Origin of the sequence: Idiomarina sp. H2, assembly GCF_004364275.1 — a bacterium.
Taxonomy (GTDB): domain Bacteria; phylum Pseudomonadota; class Gammaproteobacteria; order Enterobacterales; family Alteromonadaceae; genus Idiomarina; species Idiomarina loihiensis.
Genome location: NZ_SNZY01000002.1, coordinates 153,172 through 167,522, shown reverse-complemented (window position 1 = coordinate 167,522; position 14,351 = coordinate 153,172). Strand labels below are relative to the sequence as shown.

Sequence of the window (14,351 nt, the reverse complement as noted above, 5' to 3'; positions counted from 1 at the left end):
CGAGGGAACGATGAAGACAAGAGACGAAGTATATGCGCGGTTGACTCAAATTCTGGAAGAAGATTTTGAAATCGATTCTGGCGACATTTCTCTGGACGCTAACTTGTATCAGGATCTTGACCTTGATTCGATTGATGCGGTGGATTTAGTCGTGAAATTACGCGAAATTACCGGCAAGAAAATCAGTCCGGACGCGTTTAAAGCTGTGCGCACAGTCGAAGATGTTGTCGAAGAAGTTTATAAACTCGTTCACAGCGACTAATGAAAAACGTGCTGCGCTTATTAATCAGTGGCTTACTGATTGCCTACCCGCTACTGGTCTGGTGGCTGGCGCAGAACGGACTAACTAACTGGTTATTGCTGGTTCTGCTGGCATTACTGAGTTTAAGTATTGTTTCCCAGGGCATTCGTCACCCCAGAAGCTGGCTTACTCTGGCTGTACTTCTGGTGGTTTCAGTGACGGCTATTTATGCAGACCAGTTGACTGGCGTGCTGTTTTATCCTGTTTGGATGAACAGCGCCTTGTTGCTGGTTTTCCTTGCATCATTATGGCGCAAACCGGCTGTGATAACTCGCCTTGCCATGCTTATGGAAGGTTCATTGTCAGATAAAGCGGTTGCTTACACTGAAAAAGTGACGCTGGTCTGGGCGGTATTTTTCCTCGTGAATGGCGCTATTTCGCTGGTAACTGCAGTACAGGGTGATCTCAAACTCTGGACGCTATACAACGGTTTTATCTCCTATGTTCTGATTGGGTTACTCTTTGTGATTGAGTGGAGTGTGCGACGTGTTGTTAAACATAAACACTGAGCAATGGCAGCTGCAATGGCAGCAAGCAGATGCTGAGCTGGCCGTAGTGAAAGGGCAGTCTATCAGCGCATCGGTGTGGCTAAAGGATATTGCGGCGGCAACCCACTGGCTAAGTGAACAAGACGGCGATGCGCTACTTTATCATCGCGACTGGTATCATTTTAGTGTCTGGCTGTTCGCTTTACTCAATAGTAAAAAGAGAATTGTTCTGCCAGCAAATGATAAGCCGGCAACTTTATCAGAGCTGTCGTCGCACTATTCGTTCAGAGTCCCTTCTGAATTACCTCAACACGCCAGCCCTGAAGCGCCGCCTTTAACGCTGAATGGCAGCTTAAATTCTCAACTGACCTTTTTCACCTCGGGCAGCAGTGGCAAACCCAAAGCCGTCAGAAAAACGCTCAGGCAGTTATGGTTAGAAGTGATTACGCTGGAACAAACCTTTGCGGAGCAATTGGGCCTTGCCAATATACTGACAACGGTGACACATCAGCACATTTACGGACTGTTATTCACGGTACTTTGGCCACTTGCTGCGCGCCGTCCGGTGACTTTGCCTTTGGTCGACTACCCTGAGCAGTTGCAGCAAATATTGGCGAAAGCTAATTGCCAGCGTTACGCTTTAGTAAGCAGCCCTGCGCATTTGCAGCGGCTGGATAATTTACCTCAGCTTGCTAAGTGCAAGCATTCTTTGGCCACGGTCTTCTCATCGGGCGGTCCGCTATCCGATTCTGTTCCTGAAGATTTTGCTGAACATGAGTTAAACGCGCCAATTGAAGTGTATGGTAGTACGGAGACTGGAGGTATAGGCTGGCGTCGGCGCAACCCGGGCTCTAATGAAAACTTTCAGACTCTGGCGGGAGTTGATGCGAGCTGCAATCACAACGGTTTACTGGTTATTCAGTCACCGTATCTGAATAATCCGCAAAAGCCTTACACAACAGAAGATAAAGCCCTGCTTCAGGGGCAGGGGAACTTTCAGTTGTTGGGGCGGCAGGACCGAATTGTAAAAATTGCCGAAAAACGAGTGGCTCTGAACGAAGTAGAACAGTTTATTCAGCGCCATGACTGGGTCGAGTCAGCTAAAGCTTGTGTGCTACATAGCCCGCGTGTTGAACTGGGCTTAGTTTTAATATTAACGCCTGAAGGCGTTAATCAGCTTAGCACTCAGGGGCGATTTAAAGCGCGACAAGAGTTGCGACACCACTTACTGCAGCGATTTGAAAAAGTGGTTGTACCTAAACGTTTCCGTTATGTGCAGCAGTTGCCATATAACGGTGCCGGTAAAGTGACACAAACCGATTTACAGGCCTTGTTCGAAGAGGAATAGCAATAACATGCAGACTCAATTACCTGATTTTATAAGTTTCTCCGAAGGGCTCAGTGACACAGAAAAGCCTCTACTCTGTGGTCGGTTTAAGCTGGCGGCGGACTGTATTTATTTGCAAGGGCATTTTCCTTCAACCCCGATTCTTCCCGGGGTTGCTCAAATGGACTGGGTCATTCAGCTAGCGGGGCAACATTGGTCGACACCAACATCCATTCAGCGTATTGAAGTGCTAAAGTTTAACGACATGATTTTGCCTGGTGCGACAGTCGATTTGCTGATTGAAAGAAAGCGCGATGACTGCATCACGTTTAAATACTCTGACGGTGATAAAGCACTGTCTTCCGGACGTCTGGTGTTTAATTAATATGTCTCAGTATTGCTTTCTTATACCTATTTATAATCACGATAAGACCATCACTGCGACGGTTGAGCGACTGCTACCTTACGAGTTGCCAATTATTATTGTTGATGATGGCTCAAATGATCATACCAAGAAAGTTTTAGCGACTTTGGCGGAAGAGCATAAGTCGCTTGTATTACTGCACACGCTTCCCGAAAATAGCGGCAAAGGCGGAGCGGTTATGGCTGGCTTTCATGTAGCCGCTGAAGAGGGCTTTACTCACGCGCTGCAAATAGATTCAGACGGCCAGCATGATAGTAACGATATTCCTGAATTTTTAGCCTTATCAAAGCAAAACCCTGGTGCGTTGATAAGTGGATACCCTCAATACGATGAGAGCATGCCGACCAGCCGACGCATTGGGCGCAAGATCACCCACTTTTGGGTGCATATCGAAACCTTATCGATGCAGATAAAGGATACTATGTGTGGTTTTCGGGTATATCCCTTGTACCAGACGGTCGGCTTGATAAAGCGTCGTCATATCGGCACACGCATGGATTTCGATATTGAAATTATGGTGCGTCTATACTGGGCAGGTACACCGGTTTTGTTTATTCCAACCAAAGTGATTTATCCACAAGGCGGACAGTCACATTTTCGCGCACTGCAGGACAACCTGAAAATTTCCTGGCTGCATACGCGCCTGTTTTTCGGCATGTTGCCGCGCATACCACTTATATTACTGCGCAGGTTTAAAAGCTAATTATGGTGGAGAAGCACTGGGCGAAAAAGAAAGAGCGCGGCAGCTACTGGGGCATCGTTATTGTTCTTCGAGCCTATCAGTATGGCGGCCATTGGCTAATGCGGCTGATTCTAGCGCCAGTGATCACTTACTTCTTTTTGACCGGGGGGGATCCTCGTAGGGCCTCTCTCGACTTCCTTCGTCGCGTGCATTCATATGCTGCTGAACGGTCTCCTTTTACTGCTGAGCCGGGTTGGCGCCAAAGTTGGTACCATTTCTGGCAGTTTGGTTTGCACGCTCTGGCAAAAATTGATGCCTGGGTCGGTAAGGTGTCTAAAAACCAGGTGCGTAACTGTGGTGATACCCACTTTGATGATTTAGAGAAACAGCCCCAGGGCGGCATTCTTATTGGTAGCCATCTGGGTAATCTGGAAGTTGCGCGAGCGCTGGCTTCAAAAAAGTATACCCGGCGCATGAATGTACTGGTGTTCACTCAGCATGCGCAGTCGTTTAACCGTGCATTGAAAGACGTAAACCCGAAAGTCGATATCGACCTGATTCAGGTGACCGACATTGATATGGGGCTGACTATACTGCTGAAAGAGCGCATTGAACAAGGCGAGTTTGTGGTTATTGTCGGTGATCGCACTTCGGTGACTCAGCCCGGACAAACCATAGAGCAGGACTTTTTAGGTAAGCCAGTCTCATTTGCCTTAGGACCGTGGATATTAGCCAGTGTGTTAGAATGCCCGGTGTATTTTTTGTTCTGCTTAAAGAACCCCAACGACGGGCATTACGATTTATATCTGAACCACGCGTGTGACCAACTCAAACTCCCCCGGAAAAGCAGGCGGGAAGCTTTGCAGCCAGTGCTGAAAGCTTATAGTGAAACGCTGGAGAAGCTGGCGATGCGCTACCCTTATCAGTGGTTTAATTTTTTTGATTTCTGGAAGAAGGACAGTCAGTAGTATGACGACATCGATTATAGCCTTTGGTGGCCGCCCGTTGACCATTAAAGACGTGGTAGAAATAGCCAATGGCAAAGCGCAGGTCGCGTTAAGCGACGCGCCGGAGTTTGTCGAAAAAGTCGATGCCGGGGTTCGTTTTCTGGATGAGCTGTTAGAGCAGGACGGCGTGATTTATGGCGTAACAACGGGGTACGGAGACAGCTGCACAGTATCGGTGCCGGAGAACCTGGTTAACGAGTTGCCCATTCACCTTACGCGTTTTCACGGTTGTGGCCTGGGTGACACCTTTGATGAACAGGAAACCCGCGCTATTCTGGCAACCCGCTTAAGTTCGTTGGCTCAAGGCTATTCAGGTGTCAGCTGGGAGCTATTGGAGCGCCTGGTGGTGATGTTGAACGAAAACATGCTGCCGCTTATTCCAAAAGAAGGTAGCGTAGGTGCCAGCGGCGATCTAACACCCTTGTCTTACATTGCCGGTGCACTTATTGGTGAGCGAGATGTGCGTTTTCGCGATAAAGTGATGAACAGCGCAGAAGCCTTTGAACTACTTGGTATGCCGGTTCACAAGCTGCGGCCAAAAGAAGGCCTGGCCATTATGAACGGTACCGCCGTGATGACTGCTTTAGCTTGTCTGGCCTGGGACAGAGCAGAGTATCTGACCCGATTGTCTAGCCGCATCACTTCATTGGCGAGCATTGCGCTGGAAGGCAACAGTAACCATTTTGACGACCTGCTCTTTGCCGTAAAACCTCATAAAGGACAACAACAGGTCGCACGCTGGATCCAGCAGGACCTGAATCATGTTGAGCACCCGAAAAACTCTTCGCGTTTACAGGACCGCTACTCTATTCGCTGTGCGCCTCATATTATCGGGGTGCTTAATGACAGTCTGCCGTGGTTCAAAGAAACCATAGAGAACGAATTAAACAGCGCCAATGACAACCCTATTATTGATGGCCTGGGAGAACACGTCCTGCATGGCGGTCATTTTTATGGTGGTCACATTGCTATGGTGATGGACTCGATGAAAACAGCTGTGGCGAACCTGGCGGATTTACACGACCGGCAAATGGCGTTGTTGATGGACACAAAGATGAACCACGGTTTGCCCTCTAACTTGTCTGCGGCAGAAGGTGAGCGTAAGTCTATTAACCATGGTTTTAAAGCGGTGCAAATTGGCTGTTCGGCCTGGACTGCTGAGGCATTGAAATTAACCATGCCTGCCAGTGTCTTTTCGCGTTCAACCGAGTGTCATAACCAGGATAAAGTGAGCATGGGTACTATCGCAGCCCGTGACTGTATTCGTATTCTGGAGCTGACCGAACAGGTGGTTGTTGCAACTTTGCTGGCGGCTTATCAAGGTGTTGAACTGCGTAAGCGCATTACAGACAAGCCGGTAAACTCATCGGCCGATGTCTTAAAAATGACTGAAAGCCTGGCTGAGCAGTTTGAACTGCTGACAGAAGACCGCCCGTTAGAGCCGGAATTACGTTACTGGCTTGCCCAGTTGCGGTTAAAGGTATGGAATTTGTATCAGGAGCCAGCATGAAACAAGCCAGTTTAATTATTGATGTTCCTTTTTTTGACGTCGACGCAATGCACGTTGTCTGGCACGGGCATTACATAAAGTACATTGAAATGGCGCGTAGTGAGTTATTGCGTACCTTCAATTATGACTACCCCGATATGGAAGCTAACGGCCATATATGGCCTATTGTCGATTTACGCTTAAAGTACGTTGCGTCGGCTACATACGGACAGCACATTCGGGTGACTGCCACTTTGGTGGAGTGGGAGCATCGACTGAAAATGAATTATGAAATTCGCTGTGTTGAAAGTAATGAACTGTTGACCAAAGCCACCAGTGTGCAGGTAGCCGTGTGCAAAGAGACGCGGGAAATGCTGTTTGAATCTCCTGATATTGTGTTTGAAAAGTTGGGAGTTGAGCACTCATGATCCGCTTACTTTTAGCGACAACTCTATTGATTACTTCAGCAATGGTAGTGGCTGGGGAAGATATGACGCTGAAAGCGCTATCGGCACTTGAAAAGCAATCAGAACCTTTGCCGTTGTCGCTGGAATTCAGTCAGAAAAAACAGTTATCGGGGCTGCCAAGACCTTTGGTAAGTTCAGGCCAGCTGGATATTAGTAAAGACGAAATAGTCTGGACAACAGAGCAACCACAGCAGCAACAATTGACTATTAATCGCCAGGGTATTTTTGAGCAAGGTAATGAGAACTCGGTAAGCGGCAGTGATACCATTGCGCAGTTGTTATTGGCTATTCTGCAGCAGGATGAAGCCGTATTGAAACAGCAGTTCAGGCTTTCGCTAGAGCAGAATTGTGTGGTGATGGTTCCGGAAGCTGACGCTTTAGCCAGTGTGATTGAAAAAATACACAGTTGCGGTATTGATAGCGTTGAGCTTGTAGAGTTGTTTGAACAAAACGGTAATACCACCCGTATAGAGCTGAGCAAAAGGTAATATGGCATGAAGGGTGTACGCGCAGCTTTGACGACTCGATTATTGCTGTTATTTGTTGTCATTGTCGGCGTTGTAGCGGCGTTGTCTGCGCAACTGTCTAATACTCAGTGGAGCAGCAGCCTGGCCGATGCTCTGCCAAATGAAGTGTCTGAGTTACAGCGTAGTTACTTAGAAAGTCAGCAACCAAATGCGCAGCAACTGCTGCTGGGCTTTGAGTCAAAGCAGTATTCCGGCAGCGAAATACTGCTTATTGTGCAAGAACAATTGAACTTACTGACTGAAGCTGAGCCGACCATTAAACTGGCGGAAATGACAAACCCGAAAGCGGTGCTGTCATTTTACCAAAATCAGGCGGGTCGTTTAGCAACACAGCAAGACATGCAAGCGCTTGGAAACGGCAACTACGCAACGATAATAGACAATGCTCAAAAAACCTTACAAAGCCCTGCGCCGGTATTAATGCCTTTAGAGCAGGATCCACTATTACTGACACAGCGTTTTGTACAGCATTTACCGGACTTAATGCCAGGATATAAAAGTCATAATGGACTGTATACCCGCACTTCGGAGTCTATTCATCAGGTATTAGTGCCGCTGCGTATTGCTGGTGATGCGTTAAGCGTGACTCAGTCAGGGCAGTCAGTTCAGGTTATAAATGCCTTTATTGCCAAAGTAACTGAACAGCTACCCGGTATTAACGTGTATCGAAGCGGGTTGCTGTTCCATTCCGATGCGGCGGCGAAGCAGGCAAAGCAGGAAATGACCTGGTTTGGCGGGCTCTCTCTTCTGCTGGTATTAGCCTTATTACTCTGGGTTTTCCGCTCTGGTCAGCAATTGTTTTATACGCTGCTACTGCTGGGTGTGTCGGCAGCGGCCGGGCTATTGGCCACTTTGTTATTAAGCTCCCGGCCGCATGTGCTGATGTTGGTTTTTGCCACCAGCTTTATTGGGCTGTGCATTGACTATGTTATTCATGGTTTTATCGCCCGAAGCCATGGCGCTAAGGCCTGGTCGGCACTGAAGCCGGCTTTGTGGCTGAGCGGGTTAACCACCATTTGGGGTTATATTTTGCTTCTGTTGCTACCGCTGCCGCTATTACAGCAATTAGGTATTTTTATGGCAGTGGCTTTATTCACTGCGATCGTTCTGGTGGTTGTTACTTTACCCTGGTTGCCGCAGCCAGGAGCATCGCGCCCCGGCTGGCAGCGGTTTTGCCATAGCATGACGGAGCTTTACCGACAGATGCGCCAGCCAAGCACTAATGCGTGGTTGAGTGTTATGGCGTTAACAACACTGGGGCTGTTGCTTTGGTCTTTTACGGCCAATGACAATGTTCGTCTGCTGGCCAGCTCACCCGAGTCCTTACTGCAACAGGAAAACCACCTGCGAAAAACCACGGACTTTTATTTTCAGCCAGATGTCCTGTTAGTGTCGGGAGAAACCCAGCAGCAAGCACTGGAGCGTACGGGTGAACTGCACGAGATTGAAGATAGCATCAGCTTGTACGATTATGTGCTGCCGGTGTCAGAACAGCAGCAACTACTGCAACAGCAGCGAAAGTTGTTCCAAAGTCCGGAAGGAAATAATTATCTGCAATGGTTAGGCATTGGACAGCCTGTATTCGGCAGTGAGTCTCAAGAGCATCCCTTACAGAATCAATTTTTATATCCGATGGAAGAAGGCTGGATGAGTGTTGTCCGGCTCAAGCAGCCCTTTAACCCAGATGATATCAGCGAAAGCTATGGAAAACTGGAGCATTTTAACCCGATTGAGCATGCATCAAACGCGCTTGCCGAGTACCGGCACTCTATGCAGTTGTGGCTTATCGCTTTGCTGCTTGTTTCGTTGCCTATACTGGCGATGTTTTTACGCTCTCAGCAAGCTAACAAGCTGAGGCTTCAAGCCGCATGGCAAGTTACCTGTGTTATGACATTGTCCGTGTCGACAGCGTTGCTGTTGGCACAATTGATACAACCACTTAACTTGTTTCATTGTATTGGCGCGATGTTCGTACTGGTGCTCAGCATTGATTACGGCGTTTTTTGCGCCGGCCGGTTGAAGCGCGAACATGCGCTGCAAGCCATTTATTTGTCAGCTTTCACGACCATGGTGGCTTTTGGCGCCTTAAGTTTCAGCTCGACGCCAGCCATTGCAGCTTTTGGAATTGTTGTTTTAATTGGGGTTTTTATGAGTGCCCTGTTCAGTCCGTTGATAATAGAGTCACCTGATAACTAAGGAAAAGAATCATGGAAGAGTCAATTTATGATGTGGTGATTATTGGTGCCGGACCGGCAGGTTCGACAGCTGCTGCTATGTTGGCGAATGCCGGGAAAAGCGTGCTGGTAGTTGAGAAACAAGAGTTTCCGAGGTTTTCTATTGGCGAAAGCTTACTGCCTCAATGCATGACCTTTATTGAAGAAGCTGGGTTATTAGATGCGGTACTGGATAATGCAGAGCGTCTTGGGTTTCAGTACAAAGAGGGTGCTGCTTTTTATCATCAGGGTAAGAAGGTTAACTTTGATTTTCGCAAAAAATCGAGCGAAGGTCCTGGTACAACTTATCAGGTTAAACGCGAACATTTTGATCAGCTATTGGCGCAGGGTGCGGCAGAGAAAGGCGCTGAAATCCGACATGGTGTTGCGTTAGAAGCTATTGATTTTAGTGACCCTAATGCGGTCAAATTGAACTTAACCGGCGCTGCCGGAACAAGTGAAGCAAAGGCACGTTTTGTGCTCGACGCCAGCGGTTTCGGTCGAGTGCTGCCACGCTTGCTGTCGTTAGAATCGCCGTCGGACTTTCCTGTGCGTCAGGCTGTTTTTTGCCATGTAAAATCTGAGCTGGCGGGCGGGAACTTTGACCGCAGCAAAATTCTTATCACCGTGCATCCACAAAATCCTGAAATTTGGTACTGGTTAATTCCTTTTGCGGATGGTACTGCCAGTATTGGTGTCGTTGGTGCGAGTGAGTATTTTGCAGAAAGCGACAGTGAAAAAGAAGCGTTGTGGAAGCTGGTGGCAGATGAGCCGTACCTGCTTGAAGTGTTAGGTGAATACCAGGTAAGCCGTGCTGAGCAACGTATTACCGGCTACTCAGCTAATGTAAATTGCTTGTTTGGTGATCGCTTTGCTTTATTAGGGAATGCCGGTGAATTCTTAGATCCGGTTTTCTCATCAGGTGTGACCATTGCAATGCAGTCCTCATCGCTGGCGGTGCCGTTGGTATTGAAAGAGCTGAATGATGAGCCTCAGAACTGGCAGAAGCTTTATAGTGAACCATTACGTGTGGGCATTACCACCTTTCGCGCTTTTGTTAAGGGTTGGTATGATACCCGCTTTCAGGATGTGATTTTTTATCCACACCAGCAGCAACAGGTTAAAGAAATGATTTGTTCCATTTTAGCGGGCTATGCGTGGGATACAGGCAACCCTTATGTTCGCGATAGCGAACGGCGCTTGAACGTATTGGCGGAATTATGTGGATAAAGTCGTTAAGCACAATTAGTGGCTTAATTCTGATGTTAATGGTTACCGGTTGCCAGTCATTAGGCGGGCAGCCAGCTCAAGTTGCGATTGCGGATGGCCGTTACCAGTTGCAGCATAGTTGGCCGCGAGAGCCCGTGCAGCTATGGCAAAAAGTGGAGTGGAAAAAAGGCGAGCAGCAGCGCATTTTCATGGTGTCGGCGGTTTTTGATAGTGAACGATTACTGCTGGTTGCATTATCTCCCTTTGGCAATGAACTGTTTCGGAGCGAACTCAGTCGTGCAAACGGAGTCACCTTTGAAGGCAGCGAAGCTTTTGATGACTCGCGGCTGGCCATGCAGGTCTGGTCAGATTTACAAATGGCGTTGTGGCCACTAGATAGTGTTAATGCCAATTTGAGTGGTGTGAGTTTGCAAGCTACTCAAACCGGACGCGAGTTGTGGCATAACGAGCAGCTGCAATGGTCATCAGTGAATGAAAATGAGAATTTGCAGAGAACGATTCAAAACACATTTTTAGGTTATCAATTGATAATAACCACTCTCGAGTACGAGCTATTAGAAACCGATGAAAATCACCTTAAGTGAACCGGGCGCAATTTGTGCGCTGGGCCATAATTGCGAACGCCTATGGCAGGCCGCACTGGCAGGCGATAAAACTGGGTTGAAGCCGGCAGCATTCAATACCAACGACGGCACTTCTTTGTTTGCCGGCTCAGTTGCAGAGAATAAGTTGCCCGACATGGGTAGTCTGCCGGCAGCCATGCGCACCCGTAATAACCAGCTGGTTGCGGCTGCCTTACAACAAATTGAAGAACCCTTGCTGGCGCTGATAGATAGGTTGGGCTCTGATCGAGTGGCGGTAGTGTTGGGTACTAGCACGTCCGGTATTGCCTCTGGTGAATCGGCGTTAGCACATGACGAATCCGAAGGCGGTTTACCCGATACATTTTACTATGCCATGCAGGAAATGCTTGCTCCGGCAGAGTGTATAGCTGCGCTAACAGGTATTACCGGTCCGGTTTACAGTATTTCAACGGCTTGTTCGTCCAGTGCCCGAGTTTTTATGAGTGCTCGCTCTTTATTGCGTTTAGGCGTCGTCGACGCGGTGGTTGTCGGCGGTGTTGATTCTCTTTGTCGGCTAACATTAAACGGTTTTAAAGCGCTGGAATCGACTTCTTCAGGGTGCTGCAATCCGTTCAGTGCGAATCGCGACGGCATCACCATTGGGGAAGCTGCTGGGCTTTTTATTGCTACCCGCGAAGAGGACAACTTACAGCCGCCGCAGGTGACTTTAACTGGTGCCTGTGCAACTTCAGACGCTCATCATATGTCGGCTCCTCACCCACAGGGACGAGGGGCTTTGGCGGCAATGCAGGAGGCACTGACTGATGCTGGCATTACTGCACAGCAACTCGGCTATATTAACTTGCATGGTACTGCTACTCCGCTAAACGATTTGATGGAAGCTTATGCGGTCAATGCATTGGGCGCTGGGAAAGTGCCCGCGAGTTCAACAAAAGCGCTGACCGGCCACACCTTGGGAGCGGCAGGAGCAATTGAAGCGGTGTTCTGCTGGCTGGCGTTGGCGAAACAAGACGGCTTACCAAAGCATGTCTGGGATGGTGTTAAAGATTCTGATTTGGCAGATATCCATTTGTATCAAGGTGGGTCGCTGCAGTATCCAATAGAGCATTGTCTGAGTAATTCTTTCGCGTTTGGCGGGAACAATGTCTCTCTCGTTTTTAGTAGAGGAAAATAACATGGGGCATGATTTGGCTGAGCTTATCAAACACGAACCGCCGATGCGGTTGATTGATAAGCTGTGCTCGGCTGAACAGGGGAAGGGACAATGTTGTCTTACGGTGAGTAGTGACAACCTGTTTTATAGTGAGCAGTATAAGGGTCTGCCGGCGCATGTTGGAATTGAACTGATGGCGCAGACTATTGCTGCTGTTGCCGGTTATCAAAGCAAAGCCGACGGTGGGGAGATAAAGCTGGGGTTCTTGCTGGGAAGTCGAAAATATCAATGTGATATTGACAGTTTTAAGCTGGGAGAAAGATACGATATTTTTGTTGAAGAACTGCATTTTGAGTCTTCGGGGCTGAGTGTTTTTGAATGCGATATTCGCCACAACGATAAGGTCGTTGCGCAGGCTCGGCTAAATGTTTATCAACCGCCCGATGAAACAGCATTTATAGAGGAAAATTATGGTTGAAGGTATGGCTGAACGAGTTCTTGTCACGGGTTCCGGTAAGGGAATAGGACGTGCAATTGCCCTGCAACTGGCAAAAGATGGTTTTGATCTGGCGATTCATTGTCGCTCAGACAAAGCTTCAGCAGAGCGAGTTGTGGATGAAATTAAGTCACTGGGTCAACAAGCGTCTTTACTGGTTTTTGATGTCAGTGACCGCGAGGCTGCACGCAACGCAATTGAGCAGGATATTGCTGATAATGGCGCTTATTATGGTGCGGTTTGTAATGCAGGAATTACCCGTGACGGTGCCTTTCCGTCGTTAACCGAAGATGACTGGGACAGTGTTTTGCAGACGAATCTGGGGGGCTTTTATAACGTGCTGCACCCGTTAATTATGCCGATGATCCAGCAACGCCGCGGTGGTCGTGTGGTGACTATAGCCTCAGTTTCTGGTATCGCCGGCAATCGCGGTCAGGTGAATTACAGTGCGTCTAAAGGCGGCGTTATTGCTGCTACTAAAGCACTGTCGCTGGAGTTGGCTAAGCGCAAAATTACTGTCAATTGTGTAGCGCCCGGACTCATTGAAACGGACATGACCGGCGAGCTAGAGCATGAGAAAGAAATTTTGTCGATGATACCCATGCGCCGCGCCGGTAAGCCGGAAGAAGTGGCTGGTTTGGTTGGTTACTTATTTCAGCCGTCAGCAGCATACATTACGCGACAAGTCTTTTCGGTAAATGGTGGGTTAGTTTAATGAAACGTGTGGTCGTAACCGGTATGGGCTGTCTGACGGCTTTTGGTGACAACTGGCAGAGCTTCCGTAGTCAACTTGAAAATGGCAAGAACGCCGTGGTTAATATGCCAGAGTGGGAGCGTTTTGACGGTCTGAACACACGCCTGGCGGCGCCCATTCGACCGGCGTTTAAAAAACCTTCGCACTACTCCCGCAAAGCGGTGCGCTCAATGAGCACGGTAAGCTTAATGGCAACACGGGCAACGGAATTGGCACTAATTGATGCCGACTTGTTGGAACATTCTTGTATTAGTGATGGAAGTTGTGGCGTGGCTTACGGTTCCTCAGCAGGTGATACCGAGCAAATGAAAATTTTCGGCAATATGCTGGAAAGCGGTGATATGACCGGCCTGAACGCCACAACTTACATAAAGAGTATGGGTCATACAACCGCTGTAAATCTGGGCGTCTTTTATAATGTGAAAGGACGGGTTCATACCACGAGCTCGGCCTGCACATCCGCATCTCAAGGTTTGGGGTATGCGTACGAAGCTATTCGTTATGGTCATCAGAAAGTGATGATTGCTGGTGGTGCAGAGGCGTTGTGTCCGTCCGAAGCGGTAGTATTTGATACTTTATTTGCCACCAGTACTCGTAATGACGAGCCACAGCTGACGCCAAGACCCTTTGATAAAAATCGCGACGGACTGGTTATTGGTGAAGGGGCTGGCACTTTTATTCTGGAAGAGCTGGATCATGCTATGGAACGTGGCGCACACATTTATGCTGAACTGGTAGGTTTTGGTACGAACTCTGATGGTGCACATGTGACTCAACCTACGGCTGATACCATGGCCGTTGCTATGAAGCTTGCGTTGCAGCAGGCGCAACTTGAAGCGGAGCAAATAGGCTACGTGAACGCGCATGGCACAGCCACAGACAGGGGCGATGTTGCGGAGTCTGTAGCTACAGCAAGCGTATTTAAACGATCGGTACCCATCAGTTCGTTAAAAAGCTACCTGGGGCATACACTGGGTGGCTGCGGTACAATTGAAGCCTGGGCCAGTATCAATATGATGGAGGAGAACTGGTTTGCGCCAACGCTTAACCTAACCGAGATTGACCCTGAATGTGGCGATCTGGATTATATAACCGAGCAGGCACGTGAGCTTGATACGGACTATGTCATGACAAATAATTTTGCTTTTGGTGGTATTAATACCTCATTAATTTTTAAACGCTGGAATAACTCTAATTAATATAAGGAAA

16 protein-coding genes are annotated in these 14,351 nt (G+C 48.4%); all 16 read left to right on the top strand.

The window, feature by feature from the left end:
* Window positions 1-10 precede the first annotated feature (10 nt).
* From DET62_RS03010 to DET62_RS02935, 16 genes are read left to right on the top strand one after another with little or no spacing between them, the layout of a single operon-like run.
* The gene (locus DET62_RS03010; protein WP_011233391.1) at window positions 11-262 is read left to right on the top strand and encodes an acyl carrier protein; all 252 of its coding nucleotides are present in this window, start codon (window positions 11-13) and stop codon (window positions 260-262) included.
* Entirely contained in the window at window positions 262-810 is a 549-nt protein-coding gene (locus tag DET62_RS03005; RefSeq protein WP_110012954.1) for a hypothetical protein, read from the top strand. The genes DET62_RS03010 and DET62_RS03005 overlap by 1 nt, the downstream gene beginning before the upstream one ends.
* Window positions 788-2,137: an AMP-binding protein gene (locus DET62_RS03000; protein WP_110012955.1), complete on the top strand. Its 1,350-nt coding sequence runs from the start codon at window positions 788-790 to the stop codon at window positions 2,135-2,137. The genes DET62_RS03005 and DET62_RS03000 overlap by 23 nt, the downstream gene beginning before the upstream one ends.
* Window positions 2,138-2,144: 7 nt before the next feature.
* Window positions 2,145-2,501 carry a hydroxymyristoyl-ACP dehydratase gene (locus tag DET62_RS02995; protein ID WP_110012956.1) on the top strand — a complete coding sequence of 119 codons (357 nt, stop codon included), beginning with the start codon at window positions 2,145-2,147 and terminating at the stop codon, window positions 2,499-2,501.
* 1 nt (window position 2,502) lies between these two features.
* Complete coding sequence (locus tag DET62_RS02990) at window positions 2,503-3,243, top strand: glycosyltransferase family 2 protein (protein ID WP_110012957.1); 741 nt, start codon at window positions 2,503-2,505, stop codon at window positions 3,241-3,243.
* Between the two features lie 2 nt (window positions 3,244-3,245).
* Window positions 3,246-4,190, top strand: coding sequence for an acetyltransferase (locus DET62_RS02985; protein ID WP_011233396.1), 945 nt, complete (start codon window positions 3,246-3,248; stop codon window positions 4,188-4,190).
* 1 nt (window position 4,191) lies between these two features.
* Window positions 4,192-5,739, top strand: coding sequence for an aromatic amino acid ammonia-lyase (locus tag DET62_RS02980; RefSeq protein ID WP_110012958.1), 1,548 nt, complete (start codon window positions 4,192-4,194; stop codon window positions 5,737-5,739).
* Window positions 5,736-6,146 carry a thioesterase family protein gene (locus DET62_RS02975; protein WP_110012959.1) on the top strand — a complete coding sequence of 137 codons (411 nt, stop codon included), beginning with the start codon at window positions 5,736-5,738 and terminating at the stop codon, window positions 6,144-6,146. Before DET62_RS02980 ends, DET62_RS02975 begins: the two co-directional genes overlap by 4 nt.
* The gene (locus tag DET62_RS02970) at window positions 6,143-6,673 is read left to right on the top strand and encodes an outer membrane lipoprotein carrier protein LolA (protein WP_110012960.1); all 531 of its coding nucleotides are present in this window, start codon (window positions 6,143-6,145) and stop codon (window positions 6,671-6,673) included. The genes DET62_RS02975 and DET62_RS02970 overlap by 4 nt, the downstream gene beginning before the upstream one ends.
* Before the next feature lie 6 nt (window positions 6,674-6,679).
* Window positions 6,680-8,908 carry an MMPL family transporter gene (locus DET62_RS02965; protein ID WP_034819066.1) on the top strand — a complete coding sequence of 743 codons (2,229 nt, stop codon included), beginning with the start codon at window positions 6,680-6,682 and terminating at the stop codon, window positions 8,906-8,908.
* An 11-nt stretch (window positions 8,909-8,919) separates the two neighbouring features.
* The gene (locus DET62_RS02960; RefSeq protein WP_034819064.1) at window positions 8,920-10,155 is read left to right on the top strand and encodes an NAD(P)/FAD-dependent oxidoreductase; all 1,236 of its coding nucleotides are present in this window, start codon (window positions 8,920-8,922) and stop codon (window positions 10,153-10,155) included.
* Window positions 10,146-10,739, top strand: coding sequence for a DUF3261 domain-containing protein (locus DET62_RS02955; RefSeq protein WP_235598908.1), 594 nt, complete (start codon window positions 10,146-10,148; stop codon window positions 10,737-10,739). The genes DET62_RS02960 and DET62_RS02955 overlap by 10 nt, the downstream gene beginning before the upstream one ends.
* Window positions 10,720-11,913 carry a beta-ketoacyl-[acyl-carrier-protein] synthase family protein gene (locus tag DET62_RS02950; protein ID WP_110012961.1) on the top strand — a complete coding sequence of 398 codons (1,194 nt, stop codon included), beginning with the start codon at window positions 10,720-10,722 and terminating at the stop codon, window positions 11,911-11,913. The genes DET62_RS02955 and DET62_RS02950 overlap by 20 nt, the downstream gene beginning before the upstream one ends.
* 1 nt (window position 11,914) lies before the next feature.
* A complete protein-coding gene (locus DET62_RS02945; protein ID WP_034819060.1) occupies window positions 11,915-12,370 on the top strand; it encodes a hotdog family protein in 456 nt (151 codons plus the stop codon).
* Window positions 12,371-12,374: 4 nt separating this feature from the next.
* Window positions 12,375-13,103 carry a 3-oxoacyl-ACP reductase FabG gene (gene fabG / locus DET62_RS02940; protein ID WP_034819147.1) on the top strand — a complete coding sequence of 243 codons (729 nt, stop codon included), beginning with the start codon at window positions 12,375-12,377 and terminating at the stop codon, window positions 13,101-13,103.
* Window positions 13,103-14,341, top strand: a complete 1,239-nt coding sequence (locus tag DET62_RS02935) for a beta-ketoacyl-ACP synthase (protein WP_034819058.1) — start codon at window positions 13,103-13,105, stop codon at window positions 14,339-14,341. The genes fabG and DET62_RS02935 overlap by 1 nt, the downstream gene beginning before the upstream one ends.
* Window positions 14,342-14,351: the final 10 nt, after the last annotated feature.

Bases quoted from the DNA above. Each gene is read 5' to 3' on its own strand.
- DET62_RS03010 (WP_011233391.1), top strand. From the start codon at position 11: ATGAAGACAAGAGACGAAGTATATGCGCGGTTGACTCAAATTCTGGAA.
- DET62_RS03005 (WP_110012954.1), top strand. From the start codon at position 262: ATGAAAAACGTGCTGCGCTTATTAATCAGTGGCTTACTGATTGCCTAC.
- DET62_RS02995 (WP_110012956.1), top strand. From the start codon at position 2,145: ATGCAGACTCAATTACCTGATTTTATAAGTTTCTCCGAAGGGCTCAGT.
- DET62_RS02990 (WP_110012957.1), top strand. From the start codon at position 2,503: ATGTCTCAGTATTGCTTTCTTATACCTATTTATAATCACGATAAGACC.
- DET62_RS02985 (WP_011233396.1), top strand. From the start codon at position 3,246: ATGGTGGAGAAGCACTGGGCGAAAAAGAAAGAGCGCGGCAGCTACTGG.
- DET62_RS02980 (WP_110012958.1), top strand. From the start codon at position 4,192: ATGACGACATCGATTATAGCCTTTGGTGGCCGCCCGTTGACCATTAAA.
- DET62_RS02975 (WP_110012959.1), top strand. From the start codon at position 5,736: ATGAAACAAGCCAGTTTAATTATTGATGTTCCTTTTTTTGACGTCGAC.
- DET62_RS02970 (WP_110012960.1), top strand. From the start codon at position 6,143: ATGATCCGCTTACTTTTAGCGACAACTCTATTGATTACTTCAGCAATG.
- DET62_RS02965 (WP_034819066.1), top strand. From the start codon at position 6,680: ATGAAGGGTGTACGCGCAGCTTTGACGACTCGATTATTGCTGTTATTT.
- DET62_RS02960 (WP_034819064.1), top strand. From the start codon at position 8,920: ATGGAAGAGTCAATTTATGATGTGGTGATTATTGGTGCCGGACCGGCA.
- DET62_RS02955 (WP_235598908.1), top strand. From the start codon at position 10,146: ATGTGGATAAAGTCGTTAAGCACAATTAGTGGCTTAATTCTGATGTTA.
- DET62_RS02950 (WP_110012961.1), top strand. From the start codon at position 10,720: ATGAAAATCACCTTAAGTGAACCGGGCGCAATTTGTGCGCTGGGCCAT.
- DET62_RS02945 (WP_034819060.1), top strand. From the start codon at position 11,915: ATGGGGCATGATTTGGCTGAGCTTATCAAACACGAACCGCCGATGCGG.
- fabG (WP_034819147.1), top strand. From the start codon at position 12,375: ATGGCTGAACGAGTTCTTGTCACGGGTTCCGGTAAGGGAATAGGACGT.
- DET62_RS02935 (WP_034819058.1), top strand. From the start codon at position 13,103: ATGAAACGTGTGGTCGTAACCGGTATGGGCTGTCTGACGGCTTTTGGT.